Genomic DNA, 20,120 nt, shown 5'->3' with positions numbered 1-20,120 from the left:
CAAAAAAAGATAATTGGAGCCTTATTTTTATTCAAAAGTTATCCGCCATCAGGTCAAACTCTATTTCATTTTTCATCTCCGTTTTTGTTGAGGGTGAGGACTCTTCTCTTTTGGTTTTGTCCCAGTCATTGTTTTATTTCCCTTCATAAAATAGTCTTCACGATAGTCTTCACGTTTTAAAGCTTCATGTTTCTTCCATTTCATGGTTTAGATTATCTATTTCTGGGAAGCATACAACAGGGAATAAAATGAATTTTATAATTTTCACCGTTTCTATTGACCAATTTGTATATACAAGTTAATATTATCCCGAAAGATAAGTTGTATATACAAGTAAAAATGTAAGCGGATTAACACCCGTTACTTCTTTACTTCTTTCAATTAAACTAGGGTTTTAAATGAAACCGTTTACCAGGAGGGTGAAAAGATGGCGAAAGTTACAAAGGAAGCAGTCGAAAGGATCATTGAGGCCATCGGCGGGAAAGACAACATTGCTTCTGCCACTCATTGTGTAACCCGCTTACGCTTTGCTTTACATGATGAAAGCAAGGTTGACAAAGAAGCTCTGGAAAATCACGAGCTTGTCCGCGGATCTTTTTCTACCAGCGGCCAATTCCAGGTAATTATTGGTCAAGGTACAGTTGAAAAAGTGTATAAGGAAATGATGGCTATTACAGGTATGGAGGATTCTTCAAAGGAAGAAACGAAAGCTGCCGCTGAGAAAAATTTGAATATCATTCAAAGGCTCGTAAAAACACTTGCCGATATCTTTATTCCGATCATTCCGGCGATTGTTACTGCAGGTTTACTTATGGGTATTAATAACCTTCTTACCGCTCCGGACATTTTCTTTACCGGACAATCTGTTATTGATGTGTATCCCCAGTGGGCAGATCTCGCTGATATTATTCATCTAATAGCTAATACAGCCTTTGTGTTTTTACCCGGATTAATAGGCTGGTCGGCAGTGAAAAAGTTTGGCGGGAGTCCTCTACTCGGTATAGTATTAGGTTTGATGCTCGTACACCCTGATTTATTAAACGCATGGGCATACGGAGAGGCTCAAGAGGCTGGAGAAATTCCAACCTGGAACATTTTTGGGTTAGAAATTCAGCAAATTGGTTATCAGGGACAAGTACTTCCTATACTTTTTGCATCTTATATATTAGCTCAAATCGAAATCTTCTTAAGAAAACGAGTTCATGATTCTATTCAAATGCTCGTAGTTGCTCCTGTTGCGCTGTTGATCACAGGTTTTCTTGCTTTTATTGCGATTGGACCAATTATGTTTACTATTGGTGATGCGGTCACTTCCGTATTTGTAGGAGTATTTGATCAGGCTGCTGCAATTGGCGGTTTACTATATGGGCTTATTTACGCCCCGCTTGTTATTACAGGATTGCACCATACCTTCCTGGCTGTAGACTTACAGTTAATTGGAAGCACAGGTGTTACATTCCTGTGGCCAATCCTTGCATTGTCAAATATTGCACAGGGAGCTGCTTGTCTGGCTATTATGTTTGTTACAAGAAATGAAAACACCAAAGGCTTGTCTGTTTCTTCTTCCATATCAGCGTTCCTGGGTGTCACAGAGCCAGCGATGTTTGGTGTAAACTTGCGTTTCCGCTTCCCATTTATATGTGCAATCATTGGTTCTGGAATTGCGGGAATGTTTATTACTATCAATAACGTAGTGGCTCCGGCAATTGGTGTCGGCGGATTGCCTGGTATCTTTTCAATTCAGGCAGGCGGTTGGCTGGCGTTTGCAATCGGAATGGTTATAGCCCTTGTTGTTCCGTTTGTCTTAACTTATCTTTGGGCTAAATTTAAAAAAGTGGAAGTGTAAACAGAATAAACAACAATACCATTGTTCTTATGGAATCATCCTGCAGACAATGGTATTGTTTCATTTCACATACTTTAACTATTATATGATGGTGGTGTCTTAATGAACGAATGGTGGAGAAATTCAGTCGTTTATCAAATTTATCCAAAAAGCTTTAACGATACAACAGGCAATGGTGTTGGAGACCTCCCTGGTATTATTGAAAAGCTAGACTATTTGAAAAAGCTAGGAGTGGATGTCGTTTGGCTGACTCCTCCGTACAAATCCCCACAAAACGATAATGGGTATGATATTAGTGATTATTATTCAATCCATGAAGAATATGGAACAATGAAAGACTTTGACCGACTGTTAGAAGAAGCACATAAACGAGATATTAAGATCATTATGGACATCGTTGTAAATCATACTTCAACAGATCATGAATGGTTTATTGAATCGAAACAATCAAAGGACAACCCATATCGGGACTTTTATATTTGGAAAGACCCCATTGATGGGACGGAACCAAATAACTGGGAGTCTAAGTTTGGGGGATCTGCCTGGAAGTACGATGAAAATACTGGTCAATACTATCTTCACCTCTTTGATGTCACACAAGCAGATTTAAATTGGGAAAATGATGAAGTTAGAAAAAAAGTTTACGAAATGATGCATTATTGGTTTGAAAAGGGAGTAGACGGCTTCCGCCTGGATGTCATTAACCTTATTTCCAAAGACCAGGATTTCCCAAATGATGATGGCTCAAAAGCGCCGGGAGATGGACGAAAATTTTATACTGACGGTCCTCGCGTCCATGAATTTATGCAGGAGATGAATCACGAAGTCTTTTCTAAATACGATATAATGACTGTTGGGGAAATGTCTTCCACAACGATTGACCACTGTATAAAGTATACTCGCCCAGACAGAAATGAACTAAGTATGACCTTTAATTTTCACCACCTGAAGGTTGATTACCCAAACGGAGAAAAATGGGCGCTGGCTGATTTTGACTTTCATGCGTTGAAAGATATTTTATCAACCTGGCAAGTTCGCATGCATGAGGGCGGCGGATGGAATGCGTTGTTTTGGTGCAACCATGATCAGCCAAGAGTTGTAACTCGTTACGGAAATGACAAGGAATACCATGAAAAATCAGCTAAGATGCTGGCTGCTGCCATTCACATGATGCAAGGTACCCCTTACATCTATCAAGGGGAAGAATTTGGCATGACTGACCCTAAATTTAACCACATTGATGAGTATCGAGACGTAGAAACTCATAATTACTATAAGATCATGAAAGAAAAAGGCATGTCAGAAGAGGCTATCATGGAAATTATTAAGGCTAAATCTCGCGACAACTCAAGGACTCCTGTCCAATGGGATAACAGCAAAAACGCTGGTTTTACAACAGGTACTCCATGGATAAATGTAGCTGACAATTATAAAACCATAAATGCACAAGCTGCCTTGGAAGATGAGAATTCCATCTTTTACTTTTATCAAGCTTTAATTAAACTTAGGAAGGATTATGAGATTATTACAACAGGAGATTATACTCTCCTTACGCCAGATCATGACCAAGTGTTTGCTTATCTTCGTACTTCCGGGGATGAAAAACTGCTTGTTGTAAACAATTTTTATGGGAAAGAAACAACCTATTCGTATAAAGAGGAGCTTTCGAACGAGGAAGTTAATGTACTTCTTTCGAATTACGATGAACCCTCTCGTAATTTATCTGAGCTTTCTCTTCGTCCTTATGAATCGATTGTCTTTCACATTACTGGAAAGTGATTATTTAATCTTTGGTGATGCCTGATGAAAAGAAAATATGATTTAATATACGATGAACTGGCAAAGCAGATACAAGAGGGTGTTATAAAGCCAGGTACTCTCCTCCCTTCTGAAAAAGAATTAACAGAGCAATTCGAGACATCAAGAGAGACTATTCGAAAAGCCTTAAACCTTTTATCTACTCATGGGTATATTCAAAAGGTTCAAGGAAAGGGCTCCATAGTACTTGATATAAACAAATTAAATTTCCCGATATCAGGTCTGGTCAGTTTTAAAGAGCTTTCTGAAAAAATGGGCCAGCGAGCGAAAAGTCATGTAGAAAGCCTTGAACTCCTGGCCCCTGGTCCTCACCTTCAAGAGCAGTTGAAAGTTCATGAGGAAGAGGCTATTTGGGAAGTAATCCGGGTAAGAGAAATTGACAAAGAACACATTATTTTGGATAAAGATTACCTTCTTCAATCTAAAATTCCCGACTTACCCTTGGAGAAATGCAAGAATTCTTTATATGAATATATTGAAGGGGAATTGGGGTTATCGATTGCTTTTGCCAAGAAAGAAATTACCGTTGAAGAGCCAACCGATGAAGACAGAAAATTTCTTGATCTTAACGGCTTTTCAAACGTCGTCGTTGTAAAAAACTTTGTTTATTTAGAAGATGCCTCCCTTTTTCAATACACAGAGTCCAGACACCGTCCAGATAAATTCAGGTTTATTGACTTTGCCAGACGGAATAAATAAACCCGCCATTTTGGCGGGTTTTCACTATATCAAAAGACCTTCCTGTGCTCTCAGCAGAAGAGATGGTCACGCAAAACTTGTATCCTGAATGATGCCCATGAACTGCTTCCTTCCCCAAAAGGTTATAACCCCGCAGCAAAATAAATTATATCAATGACAAGCACTATAAAGGTGCCTGTTACTGGGCACCTTTATAGCTTACAACGCGCGAAACGATTGCAGCCGCTCTGGCAGCAAGCAGACCAATGCTGACGGCTTTTCACCTACCTTTCGCTTTTATTCAATTTTTTTATCTCCTCTTCTATCTCCAACGTTATTTGATCTATTATTTTAAAATCCATTGCCTTTATATATACTTTCTCCAGTTGATCATGTATTTGTTTTGCCTGTTGTAGATAGAAGGTTCCTAGTTTCATGTTTTCCTTATACTTGTTTTCTATTTGTTTAATAGAGTCAGCGTACTTTTCATCAGTGCCTTCTGTAATTGTGTTTACATACATATCCACTACTTCATCTGTTTCCCGTTCTGGGAAATATTCATGAGGAGAGGTACTATCAAAGATAGCGATCCCAATTTCCCTGACAATGACCATGTCAACACTCATCGGGTCAAAGCCGCAGTGGTAAACTTCTGTATCAGCCCCGCTCTCTTGCGCAGCCGCCGCAATTTTCTTTAACATGGTTGATTTTCCCGATCCAGGCCTTCCTTTTATAAAATACCGTTTTTGAACGTCCCCGGTTAAATTTTGTATAAAATCTTTTGGGCCTTCAGGAGTAGCCGCCCCAAGAAACCGGTGAACCACCCTGCTCTCTTTATTAAGTTGAATATGGGAAAACATTGTTTCAATCAACTGACTGGACAGCTTATTAGCTTTAGCAAAATCCATATTATCTATATAAATTTTTTCCCAGTCATCATGGATGGTAAGAGCCTGGGCATATGCCTCATGTGCTTTGAGGTAAAAATCCTTACTTTGCTTGTTTAAAAGCAGGATATCATCTCTACTTCCTGCTAATTTTTTTGAATCCCAGCCCTTCCCCAGGTTTACATATTCTTCAATAGCTCCTGGTGCTTTTGGTTCTATGACATGAGGAGCAGTACCATCAAAAATTCCTGCTTTTAAATGGGGGAAAATCACACCGTCAAGAGAGCCGGGTGCTGAGGCACAGTGAATTAATTCAATATCTTCTCCAGTTTGGTTTAATGAAGATGCCACTTTTTTTAGTAAAGTAGATTTTCCTGTCCCCGGTCCTCCTTTTAGAATAAATACTTTTTCTAAGCCCTCGGTAATGGAATCAAATAAATCATAAAACCCTCTTGCTGTATTGCCTCCTGCATAATAGTTCAAAACCTTCCCCGCCACCCCGAACACTCCCTTCGCTAGTATAGAGCTTCATTGGCATTCACCTCTCATACTTTATGCAAAACATGCCGCCTGGGTGATTACCCACCCTCCGTGCAAAAATTTATCATTTTCTTTCTTCAACTCCACTTCTCTTTTATTCTTTGGTAGGATAATAGAAGAAAGTAGGTGTATCTTAAACTATGTTTGAAATAAAAGATTACCCAGAATTTTCATGGTCTTTGTCCAGGCATAAAACATTAATGGAATGTCCAAGACAATATGCTTATCAATACTACACTTCTCACAATGGCTGGCTGAAAAATGCCGAACCGGTTTCAAGACATGCCTACCGGCTGAAAAAGCTCACGAGTTTGGAAATGCTGTTTGGGAGTGAAGTCCACGATATTATAGAAGAAGTCATCACCTACTACTTAAAGACAGAAAGAGTTCCATCAGAAGAGCAGCTTACTGAGCGAGTAAAAGATAGAATGAACAGAGCTTTTATTCATTCTACAAGACACCTTGATGATTGGCTTAACAAGCCGAAGCACTGGGATATGCTGCACGAAATATACTACGGGGAAAGCAGGCTGCCCTCTGATAAAGTCAGTAAAATGAAAAGCCGCCTTGAGGTTGTTATTGCCCACTTTCTATCAAGCAGAACATTTCAAGATATTTTAAACAAAGAGAAAATGCAATTTATTGAAGCAGAGAATTTCCGACATTTAATGGTGGGTCAATTAAAAGTATTTGTTGTTCTTGATTTAGTTTATAAGGACAAAGAACAAAATAAATGGATCATTATAGATTGGAAAACTGGAAAAAAATCAGAGGAAGACCCTTACCAGCTGGCTCTTTACGCTCTTTACCTTCAAGAAGCTTTTTCTATCAAAGATCTTGATAATATCGTCATTCGTAATGAATATTTGCTTGAAGGAACATATGAAGAACACCAGCTTAGCCCTGTTACCTTGGAAAAAGTCCAAGAACTAATGGGGATGAGCGTTGATCGAATGTTCGATTATCTGGAAGAAGCCGGAATTAACCGTCCTCTTTCAATTGAATCATTTGAACAAACAACGGATACAAGAAAGTGTTCTCGCTGCAACTTTTTGGAGTTTTGTTTTCCTTCAAAAGAACCTCGCTCGTAGGCTTTGTGGGATTTTTGTATCTGGTTAATCAGGGAGATGAAATGGAAAAACCTCGTTCCTTTTGAAAATGCAAGAGAATAAAACCAAAATCCTCCTTGATTGGGAGGTTTTTTGATAGAGGTGAAGTTGTTTTACATACGCAAAATATCTGCAATAAACAAAAAAAGTTTTCCATAATGGAAAACTTTAGATTCATAATTTCTTATAAAACTTCAGCCCCTAACACATTTGAAAAATGGGTTAACGCCCAATCATGTCCTCTCTGGTCAAAGCTTGCTACTCCATTCTTATAAATAACAGTATTAAAACCTTTATTATATGCATCAACAGCTGTATGCAAAATACAGATATCAGTGCACACTCCAACTAAGTGCACCTCATTTATGCTTCTTTCCCTTAGCCGTACTTCCAGATCTGTGCCTGCAAATGCACTATATCTCGTCTTGTCCATCCACTTTACGTTAGTATAATCTTTGTAAAGGTCATAAACCTTGTTTAAGCTTCCATATAATTCTCTTCCTCTTGTTCCTTTAATATTGTGGGGTGGAAAAAGCTTTGTTTCCGGGTGGTAAGCATCTTTTTCATTGTGCAGGTCGATGGCAAAGACTACGTAATCACCTTGTTCAACAAACTGATTGGTGGTTTCCGTAATAAACCCTTCAATTGCCTGCCCAGGCTCCCCACAAGTCAAAGCTCCATCATCAGCAACAAAATCGACTGTGTAATCAATAACCAGCAAAGCTTTCATCTTACGCTGCCCCTCTCTATAATTTCCTCTTACTATGCCAGCTTATAAAAGGGTTGTAAAGGGTCTGGAACATCAGAGGAGTAAGCTTATTTTATTAAGGTCAGATGAAATGCCGGCCGATTTAATCGGAAGATTCAGCACTTACAGATCCCAGCGTGAGCGGTCATTGCTTCCGTTGGAAAATAAAGTGATGCCTGCTGCATAATTATTAATATACAGGTAAACCATGATACAAAAGCGAAAGTATATAAAAAAGACGAGGCTGAGACCTCGTCTTTTCACTCACTCCTCATACATTAAGGAGTTGGACCATTTATATCGTTGTCATTCTTATTCTCAGGTTCAGAATGATTTGTGTCTCTTTCCATTTTTCTCTCAAACTTATCAAGGTTCCGCTTGGCAAATTCTCTTCCGCCGATTCCAAAGGAGATGGCGAATGCAACAGATAAGCCGCCAAGAATAAGCAAGAACCCGATGTTTACTATTGTTGAAGCAAAGCCTAATTGATCCAATGTCATAAAGACAGCAAAGATAATAATGATATATTTTACAATCGCTGCTGAAAATGAACTGTTAGTATATTTTTTCATGACGTTCTGGATTAAGTTTCCGCCAAACAGCCCAAGACCCAGGATAATTAAAGCACTAATAAGCATTGGAAGATACACAATAATGGCATTTCCAATTTGGTTTAATACGTCAAGCTGCAGCACATTAAGGGCTTCAACTGTGAAAAACAGGATAATGATAACCTTTGTAATTTGACCAAGAATAGAAGCTAAGTCAAACTTAGAATCTGCTGCCGGTCTTCTGTCCCAACCTAAATAATCATACACTGAATTAATCCCTGTCCGTTGCAGCAAGCTTGTCAGCAGCTCAGATACAAATTTAGCAAGATAGTACCCGGCAAGCAATAGAATAATAGCAACAAAAATATTCGGGATAATATTAAGCACTGTATTGAGAACAGATACAATAGGTTCTGTAATTGTATCAATATTTAACGTTTCAAGGGCAATTGTAATAATTGGTATTAAAATTACAATAAGAACAATATTGGATAAGATATTGGCAAGGTTCTGTTTATCCTTAGTGCCCGCTTCTTCACTCTGATCAGCTTTTGTTATACGGTTAAACCAGCCATCAATGTTAGCACTCTGTAATAAATTCCTTACTAAATCTCGAACAAATCTCGCAATAAACCAGCCAACAATGATAATGACAGCTGCTGCGAATACGTTGGGCAGAAAAGCAAGGAATACTTCAACCATATTAGATATTGGCTGAGCTACGGTCTGCATATTCAAAGCATCTACTATGCTCGGCAAGAAAAGAATAAATACAAGGAAATACAGGATTTTACCTATAGACTGAAGTACATCCTTTCCTTGTTCCTCTGTTTTTACCAGGCGTGCTTTTGAAAGCCCGCGAGCTGCTCCTAATTTTGTAAGCAGCTTTGTAAAGATTCCTTTTACAACAACCGCGACTACCCAGGCAAGCAATAATAAAAGTAAAGCTCCGATTACATTGGGTATAGCCATGATAATTGCATTAAACATGTCTTGAAGACTATTACCTACGTATTCAAAAGTTATCACTCCTTTGCTAAGAATATTAATCAATAACCAAAATCTAAGTATGTTAAACAAATTTTAAATTTTTTTATAAGTTTTGTTACACCTTTAACCTTCAATAATCAAAGTCCATACCTTTATTACAGGTTTGTTACATTCATTTATGGTGCCAGGCACCAGGTGTAATTGTAACTTCATTAGGGGAAAGGAAAGTTGAGCCTGTTTTTGTGTTAGGAGGGAAAGAATGACAAAAGAACAGGGATGGATGATCTTTAGATTTGCAGGATCAGCACTAACAATCGTTATACTCATATGGCTTATATCGCAAATTTTCTCGCTTACATACCCTTTTTGGATTGCGGCATTTATTACATGGATGCTCATGCCTTTAGTCCGTATTCTCCAGGAAAAATTACGGTTTCCTGCTGGTTTGGCCTCACTAATTGGATTACTAACAGGCATCAGCTTAATAGGCGGTGTTATTACTGGCATTACCTTTCTCATCATTTATGGCGTGAGAAATTTTTCTGAACAGCTTCCTCAATGGTTTGCAACAGCTTCCATTAACATTCAGCAGTTTTTTAATGAAGTAGTGCTCCCTTTTTGGCACCAGCTGACAGGGTTGTTGGATAATATGAACAGCCAGGAGAGACAAACGCTTGAAGAAGGCATTGTCCAATTAGGTGCACAGCTTGGAAATATATTAGGAACACTGGGACAAGGACTAGCTGATTGGCTCACCTCTGTAGCAGTCGCCCTGCCGACTCTACTCGTTGTATTCTTTTTCGTTCTTCTTTCTGTTTTCTTCTTAGGGAAAGATTGGAAAAAGATAACGAAGTGGGTAACAATAAAGGTTCCTGAATCCATAAGAATGAGAGGACTGTCTTTTGGAAGAGCAATGAGAATTAGGGTCTTCGGTTTCCTAAAAGCTCAATTTATATTGATGACAATTACATTTATAATTGTTCTCTTGGGGCTCGCCATTTTAGACATAGAGCATGCCCTTACAATTGCGGTTGTGGTTGGTGTTGCCGAACTTCTCCCTTATCTGGGAACCGGAACCATCCTTATCCCCTGGTTTGTTTATTTATTTATTACCGGCCAAATTGGTCTTGGAATTACTCTGGCCATTTTGTACGGGATCATTGTAATCGTCAGACAGCTTGTTGAACCAAAGGTGCTGTCATCAAGCATGAATCTTCATCCTCTGGCAGTATTGATTTCGCTATTTGCAGGACTGCAGCTATTTGGAGCCATTGGCTTGTTTTTAGGCCCATTGCTTTTAGTTATCATCGTTATCCTCATTGACATAGGAGTAGTAGAAGATATTAAGAATTTTATCCTTTTTGGTTGGGCGCCATCAAAAAAGGAATGAAAATGTAAAAAAGACAGCCTCTTCAAAGATAGGCTGCCTTTTTTACGTGTGTTTTAGTAGACAAGAATCCTAAACCTATTGGTTAGAGAAGCAAATAACCCATGATTACGCCGACTGCACCATAAGTTAGCGCGAATGGCAGGTTTCTCAACGTGATCCGATAGGGGTTTTGCTTAGTGTTCATAGAAGTCATCGTGACGGTAATACCATACGTGCCCGCACAAGCGGTCGCTAAGGCCCCAGTGACGAGGACAATTCCTATGCTCATCGGGTTGATAATTTCATAGAGGGGAGGCAGCACTTCAATCAGTACACCAACTGTAGCTACCGGGTGTACTCCAATCATGCTCATGGCCAAATAAGTGAACTGAATAAGAAACAATATGATTAAAGGGTACTCCGCTGCTCCCAGAAAAGGCTGCTGAATCAGATCAAGGAAAGGTGTTTCATTTAAGCTGCTTGAAAAAAAAGCTAATGATAAAAATAATACTACGAAATTCTGCATTCCGTTTGTCCGTTCTTTCCATGTCACCCAGCCAATAACCTTAAAAGTCTTCCAACGTTTCATTAAAAGCGACCAGCCGATGGCAAATGGCAGAATAACAAGGGTTACCGTTAATATGAAATCAAGCCCGGTTACATTTCCAATTGACACCACTAGAGCCAAAAAGATAGATAATGCTAAGAACAGTTTCATAATTTGAACAGCTACCTGTATAGGATGAAAGAGTTGTTCACTTTCAATCGCAGGCTGATATCCGTGTTTTCGAAAAGCCATATACCCCCATAATAAATCAATGAAGAGTGCAATAAGAGAACATAATAGCAGCCAAGGTAAGTAAGTTAAGTAACTAACACCGGTAGCGTCTACGGTTATAGCAACCATAATTTCCATAGGGCTCCAGGCTAACGCAACAGCAAAAGCCCTTAAGGTTGTCCTGCTGACAAATGAGTCCCGCAGCTGCTTTTTCATAGTAGACAGGTTTTTTAACAACACTCCTTGTGCAAGGGGAAGAGCTGACAAATTGATAAAGGCCACAAGAATATATGATGTAAAAGAGCTTCGTGTATAGAGCTTTCCCAAATCTGAAACATTGGCTTTCATCAATTGATTAATGCGGCGATCAAAACGACCAGCACGAACTACTCCATTCATCCAAGGAAGAATGGTTAAAAAAGCAAGAAGCGGCATTGTAGAAGTCATGTAAAATGGAAGTTCCGCGACTGGCAGCCCCGCATAAATGAACATCCCGGCCCCTGCACTTATGAATAAAAAACCTAAGATACGAAAAAGATTTGCAGCTCCGAGGAACGATATGAAAAGCAGGGGAATCGCAAGGGTACCTACAATGTACGCTAATGCCCGACTTTCAATAAATACATTGCTGATATATAAAAGCAGAACTAAAGAATAAAAAATATATAAATGCCCACTTATTCGTTTCATCGTGTTGCTGCTCCTTTTTTATTGTTAAATGTTTAGTAGCTTCCTTCTCTTTTATACCCATTTACTTTACGCTTATTAATCTACCGTTTCAATTACCCGGCCTTCTCCCCTAAATAAGCAGGGGCCTTACCAACTACAAAAGAAGTTCTTCCAACTCCTTCTAATCTAATGTCTGGTAATTTCCTTTAATTTGCTTTTTTGTTTGCTTATAATATTTCATAGTTTAACTGACTGCTAAAAAGAGAATAGTATTAATTATTATTTTTTTATAATTTACTCTTTCACTATCTTCTTATATCTATTACACTTAATGTATACTAGTAATTTCGACATTTTGTTTTACATGTTCCCCTATATTTCTTCTTTTTTTATCCCTTTTTCAAAGAAAAACCTCGTCCCATACTTTTTGAGATTTTCGATTATTTTCTCATTATCCCTAATATTATTTCCAATTTGTATTAACACAGCATTTCCAATGTTACATAAACATTTCAATTCATTTAAATAGCTTAGAAATCTATTGTCTCTCCTGGAAAGTCTTGATACGATTCAAAGCGTCGAACAAATCATGACTTCTCTATTGGAGGTTTTCACACATGAAGGTAAAAGAATCAACATTAAACAAATTAAAGCCGCAAATGAAATGGATCGGTGCGCCGGCTTTAGCAGCAGCAGTATTTTTAGGATTACCAAATGATGATGCAGCAGGAGCAGAACTTGGATCTAAGCTTCTTTATGAAGGCAAGGATCACGTTCATGTAGAAGAGCTCCAGTCAATGTTAAACGAAAATAACCTTTTAAAAGATAAGCACATAACTGGAACATATGATGCTAAAACTACACAAGCAGTAACAACATATCAGGAAAAAAATGGTCTGATTGTAGATGGCTTAGCAGGCGTTCAAACCATCAGCTCCCTCTCCATTCTTGAACAAGGGGATGAAGGAGCAACAGTAAGCTCTCTGCAAGAAGATTTAAACACTCTTGGCTTTTATGAATATAAAATAGATGGGATCTTTGGTCCTATTACTCACCAGGCAGTAGTAGATTTCCAAAAATCTCAAGGTATTACTGTTGATGGCTTAGCAGGCCCAGAAACATTCTCAGCTCTCCATGAAGCAGTTAACGGAAGCGATGCTTCAACCGTAGGCACTGCAACAGTTGAAGAAACAACTGTTGCAGTAGCTGAGGAGCCTGTAGAAGAGGAAGCTCCAGCTGAAGAACCTGTAGAAGAGGAAGCTCCGGCTGAAGAGCCTGTAGAAGAGGAAGCTCCGGCTGAAGAACCTGTAGAAGAGGAAGCTCCGGCTGAAGAGCCTGCAGAAGAGGAAGCTCCGGCTGAAGAGCCTGCAGAAGAGGAAGCTCCGGCTGAAGAGCCTGCAGAAGAAGAAGCTCCGGCTGAAGAGCCTGCAGAAGAAGAAGCTCCGGCTGAAGAGCCTGCAGAAGAAGAAGCTCCGGCTGAAGAGCCTGTAGAAGAGGAAGCTCCGGCTGAAGAGCCTGTAGAAGAGGAAGCTCCGGCTGAAGAGCCTGCAGAAGAAACTCCAACTGCAACAGAGGAGCCTGCAGCTGAAACTCCAGTTGAAGAAGACACAGCTGACGTAAGCGAAGCTGAAGGACAAACTATGACTATGGAAGCTACTGCATATACTGCTAACTGCGCAGGATGCACTGGTGTAACAGCTACTGGTATTGACCTTAATGCTAATCCGAATCAAAGTGTAGTCGCAGTTGACCCTAACGTTATTCCACTTGGTTCTACTGTATATGTAGAAGGTTACGGTGAAGCTGTGGCCGGAGATACTGGCGGGAACATCCAAGGAAACCGCATCGACCTTTACATGCAAGAGCGTGGAGATGCCGTGAACTTTGGCCGCCAAAATGTACAAGTAACTGTCATTGACTAATAATATAAGAAGATCCCCGGCTATCCTGCTTTAGGAAAAATCCGGGGATCTTTTACTACCAAGGCTTTCTGATACCGTACTGCTGTTGAAAGGATAACGCTGCCTTTTCTCTCTCTTGTTTCGTGAGTTTAGGACAGGTAAAACAATACTCCTTTCGTCTGCCTGTTTTGTACATTAAACAACAGGTAGCCTTTAAAGAGAGTTTTTCGACTGGTTCCCACCAGCTATCTACATATCTGCGCTTAACATCAAATGGATTACGCACAGCTCCAAAGACTTCAGGCGGCAGACGTTTTAATCCCAGTCTACCTTCTTCTACTCTTGCTCGTTCGTGTAGAGTTAATCGAAAAAGAGAAGAAGCACTTAAGAATCCATGATCATATAACGCCCAGCATTGATTAAATGGAAGGCTGCTTAGTACAGAAAGTGTGTGTATTACTCTTTGCTGGCTGTGAAATAACTTTCCTGCAATCTTGAGACTTACTTCTTCTGTTATTTCCACCCTGGAAAACTCTAAATCTTGTAGAAAAACAGATAATGTTAACGGCCTTTCCATACTTTCTCCAATCATAGAATCTCCCCAGATAAACGAGGGAAAGACTTTATTCTTTAATGAAAAATAATAAAGGCCAGCGGTCGCAAGAGCTATATATGTGATGGTATTCGCTGCAGCTGCCTTCCTGTCTTCTCCCTGGATGACTTTTATTCTATGAGCCAGGAAATCAGCAGCAACGCTGTCTCTTTCTAACTCTGCAAAAGAGACAGCTTTTTTCAAATGTGCAGTACTACTTTTTATCCCGCATATTGCTAATTCTCTAGTATTTACCTCAACCACTGTATTACTCTCCTTTTTTCTTTACTCTCATTTGGTACAAGAGACCTAGCTTAGGAAAATTTCCTTCTATAGACTTGTAAGGATATTACAATGTCCTTTTTATCTGAGGTAAGGAAGTCCTACACCTTAACTATGATTACCGTTGAATGATTATAGGGTTGACGCAATAAAAATGAATCCTGAAGGTAGTCTTATACTAAAGGCCATTATAACTTTCACAACATTGTACTCTTTGTATATGTGCTCTTTACTCTTTTATTATTTTTTATACTTATTAAGGTAATTAGTAATAAACTAACAAAACGTCTGTTGTTGATAAGTTTTATTTTATAAGACACTGCTGTAAATGAAAACAAAAAACCTAAAGAAGACCAGCTACTAAAAACGTAGCCATGTTCGGTCTAACTTTAGGTGTAATACGCGTTTATCCTCTATTGAATATTCCTTGGTGCTAATTCTACCCCTTGACGAATAGCTTCTTTAAGGCTTGCCTCATCAGCAATGCCTTTCCCTGAAATATCAAAAGCCGTTCCATGATCTACACTTGTTCTTAAAATTGGCAGTCCCACAGTAATATTAACCCCAGATTCTAAACCTAATACCTTAATAGGGCCGTGTCCCTGATCATGATACATAGCTACTACCACATCAAAGTCTCCTCTAACTGCACGGAAAAAAAGAGTGTCAGCTGGAAGAGGGTTTGTAGCATTAATCCCTTCTTCTTGCGCTTTCTTTACTCCAGGGAGTACTTTCTCTTCTTCTTCACCATAGCCGAATAAACCATTTTCACCTGCATGTGGATTAATCCCACAGACAGCAATCCGTGGTTCATTTATTCCAGCTTTAACTAAGGTATCATTTGCCATCTTTATAACGTTATAAACCCTTTCAGGCTTTATACTATTAACAGCATCTATTAAACCAATATGGGTGGTTACATGAATTACCTTCAGTTTAGGTGAAGAAAGAAACATTGCAAATTCCTTTGTATCTGTTAAATGAGCTAATAACTCGGTGTGTCCTGGATATTTGTGACCACCTTTTTGTAGAGCTTCCTTGTTTAAAGGAGCAGTACAAATGACGTCTATTTCTTTATTCTTAGCTAGTTCAACCGCTTTTTCAATGTAACGATAAGCTGCGTCACCAGCCTTTGAAGAAACTTCTCCAAAAGGAAGATCCTCTGGTAGCAAATCTAAATCTACACAATCAACCTTCCCTACTTCAAATCTAGCCTCATTAACAGAGTGAATTGAATTTATAGGCATATTAGAACCTACTATTTCTCCAGCGCGTTGTAATATTTTAGCATCTCCCACGACAAGAGGATGACACCATTCGTAAACTTCCGAGTCTGTAAGAACCTTCATAATGATTTCCGGTCCGACACCTGCCGCATCTCCCATAGTCATGCAAATTACTGGCTTAGTCATAGGAACCCTCTCTTTCTACAATGCATTCTTTAATAACGTTTTAAAGCTTTCAACTGTTGGTACTCTAGGATTATTTCTGATCAGTCTTTCGATTTTTAGTGCTTTTTCAGCAATGGTATCAATATCTTCATCTTTTACACCAATCTCAGATAGACGAGCCGGTAAATTAATATCAACTAATAACTGTTCGATACGTGAAATAAACGAATCAGCGGCCTCATTCTTATTAAGGTCTGCTTTTGTAGAATCTACCATTCTTTCTGCAAAAGCTAGTTTATCAGTTATTACCGCTTTATTGTGTTTCAATACATGAGGCAGTAATAAACCAGTTAGTTCACCATGGGGAGACTTTACGATTCCTCCAATAGGATATGCAAGTGCATGCGCAGCCGCAGTGCCAGCGTTTGAAAATGCCTGGCCGGCAAGTAGGCTTCCTAGTAACATATAATAACGAGCCTCTTTATTAGTCCCTTGGTTAACGGCTAATGGCAGGTATTCAACAATGTAACGAATAGCCTGCAGTGCAAGCGAATCACTCATAGGATTTGCACCCTGAAATAAAAGCTCTCCTTCAGCGTCAATGTACTGTGACTCTTTTGCTGTATAAGCTTCCACAGCGTGACTTAATGCATCTATTCCAGAACATGCAGTCACATAAGCAGGCAACTTCAGCGTTAATTCCGGATCAAGTAAAGCAGCTTTTGGTCTTAAGTTGTTATCTGAAATGCCAGTTTTTATTTTATTTTCATTATCAGTTAAGACAGTCACTGAAGTAACTTCAGATCCCGTACCTGCAGTAGTAGGAATAGCAATTAATGGGGCTATCGCTCCAGGCACTTGGTTTTCGCCAAAATAGTCCTTAGGCTCGCCTCCGTGTTCTAATAAAAGCGCCACAACTTTTGCTAAATCAATGCTGCTTCCGCCGCCTAAACCAATAATGACATCGACCAGCATTTGTTTCTTCGCTTCTTCCAAACATTCTACGGCACTTTCTACTGGTGGTTCTGGCACAGCTTTATCGTAGACTTCTACATTAAAATCAGATAGTACCTCTAAGATCACCTCGACTAAGCCCGCATTCCTAATGCCTTGGTCAGTCACAATTAATACGTTCTTAGCATCAAATTTTCTGCAAAGCTTCGGTAGTTCCTGAATAGCTCCATTGCCAAAAACCATCGTTTCAGTTGAGTGTACTGTCCATGTATTCCTCATACTATCCCTCCGCTACTTATTATTTAAAACAATAATTTTCTCATCAGTCATTTCTTCGATGGCATATTTAGGCCCTTCTTTTCCCACACCACTATCTTTTATACCGCCATATGGCATGACATCAGCTCTAAATGTGGATACGTCATTTATAATTACTCCACCAAATTGTAAAGTTTTTGCTGCTTCCATTGCTAAGTGGATATTGGAAGTAAATACACCAACTTGAAGCCCGTACCGGGAATCATTAGCTTGTTTTATAGCGTCATTAAAGTCTTTGTAAGGAACAACTACAATAACTGGAGCAAAAACCTCGTCACATACTACTTTCATTTCAGGTTTTACGTCTGTCAATACAGTTGGATAATAGATGGAGCCTTCACGTTTCCCACCTGAAACCACAGTAGCACCTTGTTCTACTGCTTCGTTTACCCAGCTTTCAATTCTTTCAGCAGACTTTTTATCAATCATAGGACCAACTTGAGTTTCATCCTTCATTGGATCGCCTACCACTAAGGATTCAGCTGCATTTTTTGCCTCCTCTAAAAATGCATCAAGAACCTCCTCTTGTACGTAAACTCTTTGGACAGAAATACAAGCCTGGCCATTGTGGATGACACCCTTTTGAACACATGATTGAGCAATTTCCGAAAGGTTTTCTACATCCTTATGTACGATATTAGGAGCATTACTGCCTAGCTCTAATGTTACCTTCCTGATTCCAGTTTCACTTTTAATTAGACGACCAATATCTGGACTTCCAGTAAAGGTATACATATTTACATCTGGATGCTTTAATAAATGCTGTCCAGCTTCATGGCCATAACCATTTACTACATTTAAATATCCCGTCGGAAAGCCTACTTCTCTCAATATTTCAACCATCTTAATAGCACTAAGTGGTGTTTTTTCAGCAGGTTTTAATACAATAGTATTGCCTGCAGCCAACGCAGGGGCAAGCTTATGAGCAGTTAAATTAAAAGGAAAATTAAAAGGAGTAATGGCCGCTACTACGCCTACAGGCTGACGAATTGTAAAAGCCATTCTATTTTCATTTCCACTCTGCCCTTCTACTGGAACAGTGTGGCCGGTAATTCTTTTCCCTTCCTCTGCTGCTGCCAAAAAGGTTTGAATACCTCTATCTACCTCACCCCGGGCATCGTTAATTACTTTTCCAACCTCACGAGCAATCGTTTCAGCAAGTTCCTCCTTACGCTCTTTAAACTTTTGAGCTGCAGCTACCAAAAGATCAGCTCTTTCTGTAGGAGTTAGTTTGATGGTTTCAAACGTTTCTTTTGCCACTTTTACAGCTTTATCAATTTCCGTCTTTGACCCCCTTGAAATCGTGGCTAAAGGGGTATTTTCAAATTTATCCTCAACATTAATAACTTCATTGTTCGTAAGTTTCTCTTCACCAATATAGTGGGGATAATGTACTACTTTTTCACTCATTCTAATCACCTTCCATTTAATAAAAATATTTAAAAGTTAGGGAAGTTACCCTTATCATCAAAAATTATCTCCCTAGGAGGTTCTAGGACTTCAATTGAGTTATCGTCTTTTATCTCTTCAAATACCGTTTCTGAAACATATAACGTAGAAATCTCAAGAGTATTTGGTATTCTTACAAAACGTGTGTCCTCCCCATTAACTCCCCAATTACCACGCATTGCTGCTTCTAATGCCCCTTTATCATTTTTTAAAACAATCGGTATAGAAGCACGTGCCAAAAAGGTGCTCGTAATTACATTTTCATTCATTGCCTGAAAGTTAATTTTATTAAGTAAACGTTCAGTCGTAAGGTCTGCTAATCCAATGCCTAAGGCATTACCATGAGAAGGATCACTCACATCACCAACTATAATATATTTAATTTGGGGATTTTCCGGTTCTTGCACTCCACTAATTCTAATCCTCCCGATAATGTTTGTGTCCATACCCGTCCCGCTGAAATTCTTTCCAATTTCATCAACAAAAAGGATGTCACAATTTTTCACAGGGAGGGAAGGCATAAACTGGCTAGCTTGCTGTAATAGTTCAGCTTCTCTTTCAAAGATATTCTTAGTAGGTATCGCCTCAATAATCGCTGTCTCATCATAAGCGTTTTCGACAATTCCAATCCCAAATAATACTTTCCCGGAATCAAAAATTACTTTTGCAGCCTTAGGCATCACATCCCTAATTCCGTGAATGCCTAATGTATGCAAAGCTAAAGCCTGATCATGTTTCCCCAGTCCAATGGAAGCCATCTTGCAAATCCCGCTCTCAATGGTTGCACGAAAATCAGTATGGGGCTTTATTCTTCCCATAACAATTACTCCATCAGCTTCATAAGCATTTTTATCCATATAAACGGGCAGTTCTTCTTCAGTTGTCCCTATTTGCACTGTTTGCATAGAAGATTTGATAGGGGCTCCGCTATATTCTTCCGTAATACCTAAACTATTAAGCACTTTAACCTGTCCTTCAGCTGTGGCTCCGCCGTGACTTCCCATGGCTGGGACAATAAATGGGTTTGCTCCCTTTTCTTTTAACTGCCTGATCACTTCTTTAATGATTAATGCAATATTTGCAATTCCTCTGCTTCCAGCTGTAATAGCAATACTTGCACCCGGTTTAATTTGGCATTTAATGGCTTCTTTGTCTAATTCCTCAGAAACCACTTGTTCAATGGCCGTGACTTGTGGTCGATCAAAAGATTGACGTATCTTAGCAACTTTGGGATAAGAAGTCATAATAAA

At 39.2% G+C, this 20,120-nt stretch carries 15 protein-coding genes; 6 read left to right on the top strand and 9 right to left on the bottom strand.

Features of this window, described 5'->3' with window-relative positions:
• Nucleotides 1–427 precede the first annotated feature (427 nt).
• The 3 genes from treP (at nt 428) to treR (ending at nt 4,363) form a co-directional block, all read left to right on the top strand.
• Nucleotides 428–1,846 carry a PTS system trehalose-specific EIIBC component gene (treP, locus tag CEF17_RS01295; RefSeq protein WP_100397968.1) on the top strand — a complete coding sequence of 473 codons (1,419 nt, stop codon included), beginning with the start codon at nt 428–430 and terminating at the stop codon, nt 1,844–1,846.
• A 102-nt stretch (nt 1,847–1,948) separates the two neighbouring features.
• Nucleotides 1,949–3,625 carry an alpha,alpha-phosphotrehalase gene (treC, locus tag CEF17_RS01290; protein ID WP_100397967.1) on the top strand — a complete coding sequence of 559 codons (1,677 nt, stop codon included), beginning with the start codon at nt 1,949–1,951 and terminating at the stop codon, nt 3,623–3,625.
• Nucleotides 3,626–3,649: 24 nt separating this feature from the next.
• Nucleotides 3,650–4,363: a trehalose operon repressor gene (gene treR / locus CEF17_RS01285; RefSeq protein WP_100397966.1), complete on the top strand. Its 714-nt coding sequence runs from the start codon at nt 3,650–3,652 to the stop codon at nt 4,361–4,363.
• 263 nt (nt 4,364–4,626) lie between these two features.
• Here treR and CEF17_RS01280 read toward each other — a convergent pair whose 3' ends face one another.
• Entirely contained in the window at nt 4,627–5,727 is a 1,101-nt protein-coding gene (locus CEF17_RS01280) for a PRK06851 family protein (protein WP_100397965.1), read from the bottom strand.
• Nucleotides 5,728–5,909: 182 nt separating this feature from the next.
• Between CEF17_RS01280 and CEF17_RS01275 the strand changes: the two genes are divergently transcribed.
• Nucleotides 5,910–6,860: a PD-(D/E)XK nuclease family protein gene (locus CEF17_RS01275; protein ID WP_100397964.1), complete on the top strand. Its 951-nt coding sequence runs from the start codon at nt 5,910–5,912 to the stop codon at nt 6,858–6,860.
• A 202-nt stretch (nt 6,861–7,062) separates the two neighbouring features.
• On the opposite strand, the gene CEF17_RS01270 is transcribed toward CEF17_RS01275, so the two are convergent.
• Nucleotides 7,063–7,608, bottom strand: coding sequence for a cysteine hydrolase family protein (locus CEF17_RS01270; RefSeq protein ID WP_100397963.1), 546 nt, complete (start codon nt 7,606–7,608; stop codon nt 7,063–7,065).
• A gap of 296 nt (nt 7,609–7,904) precedes the next feature.
• Nucleotides 7,905–9,167 carry a mechanosensitive ion channel gene (locus CEF17_RS01265; protein WP_100397962.1) on the bottom strand — a complete coding sequence of 421 codons (1,263 nt, stop codon included), beginning with the start codon at nt 9,165–9,167 and terminating at the stop codon, nt 7,905–7,907.
• A 259-nt stretch (nt 9,168–9,426) separates the two neighbouring features.
• Here CEF17_RS01265 and ytvI point away from each other — a divergent pair, with 259 nt between their 5' ends.
• Entirely contained in the window at nt 9,427–10,557 is a 1,131-nt protein-coding gene (gene ytvI, locus CEF17_RS01260) for a sporulation integral membrane protein YtvI (RefSeq protein ID WP_100397961.1), read from the top strand.
• Between the two features lie 82 nt (nt 10,558–10,639).
• Here the strand turns inward: ytvI and CEF17_RS01255 are convergent, their stop codons facing one another.
• On the bottom strand, nt 10,640–12,004 hold the full coding sequence (locus tag CEF17_RS01255; protein WP_100397960.1) for a hypothetical protein: 1,365 nt from the start codon (nt 12,002–12,004) through the stop codon (nt 10,640–10,642).
• Between the two features lie 596 nt (nt 12,005–12,600).
• Between CEF17_RS01255 and CEF17_RS01250 the strand changes: the two genes are divergently transcribed.
• Entirely contained in the window at nt 12,601–13,905 is a 1,305-nt protein-coding gene (locus CEF17_RS01250; protein WP_100397959.1) for a peptidoglycan-binding protein, read from the top strand.
• Between the two features lie 55 nt (nt 13,906–13,960).
• Here CEF17_RS01250 and CEF17_RS01245 read toward each other — a convergent pair whose 3' ends face one another.
• From CEF17_RS01245 to CEF17_RS01225, 5 genes are all read right to left on the bottom strand, one after another.
• Nucleotides 13,961–14,740: a hypothetical protein gene (locus tag CEF17_RS01245; RefSeq protein WP_100397958.1), complete on the bottom strand. Its 780-nt coding sequence runs from the start codon at nt 14,738–14,740 to the stop codon at nt 13,961–13,963.
• Nucleotides 14,741–15,171: 431 nt separating this feature from the next.
• On the bottom strand, nt 15,172–16,170 hold the full coding sequence (pdxA, locus tag CEF17_RS01240; RefSeq protein WP_100397957.1) for a 4-hydroxythreonine-4-phosphate dehydrogenase PdxA: 999 nt from the start codon (nt 16,168–16,170) through the stop codon (nt 15,172–15,174).
• A 15-nt stretch (nt 16,171–16,185) separates the two neighbouring features.
• Complete coding sequence (locus tag CEF17_RS01235) at nt 16,186–17,346, bottom strand: iron-containing alcohol dehydrogenase family protein (protein WP_232725552.1); 1,161 nt, start codon at nt 17,344–17,346, stop codon at nt 16,186–16,188.
• Nucleotides 17,347–17,394: 48 nt separating this feature from the next.
• Nucleotides 17,395–18,831, bottom strand: a complete 1,437-nt coding sequence (locus CEF17_RS01230) for an aldehyde dehydrogenase family protein (protein WP_100397955.1) — start codon at nt 18,829–18,831, stop codon at nt 17,395–17,397.
• Nucleotides 18,832–18,860: 29 nt separating this feature from the next.
• Nucleotides 18,861–20,114, bottom strand: coding sequence for a nickel pincer cofactor-dependent isomerase, group 22 (locus tag CEF17_RS01225; RefSeq protein ID WP_100397954.1), 1,254 nt, complete (start codon nt 20,112–20,114; stop codon nt 18,861–18,863).
• Between the last annotated feature and the right edge of the window lie 6 nt (nt 20,115–20,120).

It is taken from the genome of Bacillus sp. FJAT-44742, from assembly GCF_002797315.1.
Classification (GTDB): domain Bacteria; phylum Bacillota; class Bacilli; order Bacillales; family Marinococcaceae; genus Thalassorhabdus; species Thalassorhabdus alkalitolerans.
Note: the sequence above shows the minus strand (reverse complement) of the source record. Positions and strands in the feature narration are given on the sequence as shown.

Coding starts and splice junctions, on each gene's coding strand:
- pdxA (WP_100397957.1), bottom strand. CDS start 16,170: ATGACTAAGCCAGTAATTTGCATGACTATGGGAGATGCGGCAGGTGTC.
- CEF17_RS01235 (WP_232725552.1), bottom strand. CDS start 17,346: ATGGTTTTTGGCAATGGAGCTATTCAGGAACTACCGAAGCTTTGCAGA.
- CEF17_RS01250 (WP_100397959.1), top strand. CDS start 12,601: ATGAAGGTAAAAGAATCAACATTAAACAAATTAAAGCCGCAAATGAAA.
- CEF17_RS01230 (WP_100397955.1), bottom strand. CDS start 18,831: ATGAGTGAAAAAGTAGTACATTATCCCCACTATATTGGTGAAGAGAAA.
- treC (WP_100397967.1), top strand. CDS start 1,949: ATGAACGAATGGTGGAGAAATTCAGTCGTTTATCAAATTTATCCAAAA.
- CEF17_RS01265 (WP_100397962.1), bottom strand. CDS start 9,167: ATGTTTAATGCAATTATCATGGCTATACCCAATGTAATCGGAGCTTTA.
- treR (WP_100397966.1), top strand. CDS start 3,650: ATGAAAAGAAAATATGATTTAATATACGATGAACTGGCAAAGCAGATA.
- ytvI (WP_100397961.1), top strand. CDS start 9,427: ATGACAAAAGAACAGGGATGGATGATCTTTAGATTTGCAGGATCAGCA.
- CEF17_RS01270 (WP_100397963.1), bottom strand. CDS start 7,608: ATGAAAGCTTTGCTGGTTATTGATTACACAGTCGATTTTGTTGCTGAT.
- CEF17_RS01275 (WP_100397964.1), top strand. CDS start 5,910: ATGTTTGAAATAAAAGATTACCCAGAATTTTCATGGTCTTTGTCCAGG.
- treP (WP_100397968.1), top strand. CDS start 428: ATGGCGAAAGTTACAAAGGAAGCAGTCGAAAGGATCATTGAGGCCATC.
- CEF17_RS01225 (WP_100397954.1), bottom strand. CDS start 20,114: ATGACTTCTTATCCCAAAGTTGCTAAGATACGTCAATCTTTTGATCGA.
- CEF17_RS01255 (WP_100397960.1), bottom strand. CDS start 12,004: ATGAAACGAATAAGTGGGCATTTATATATTTTTTATTCTTTAGTTCTG.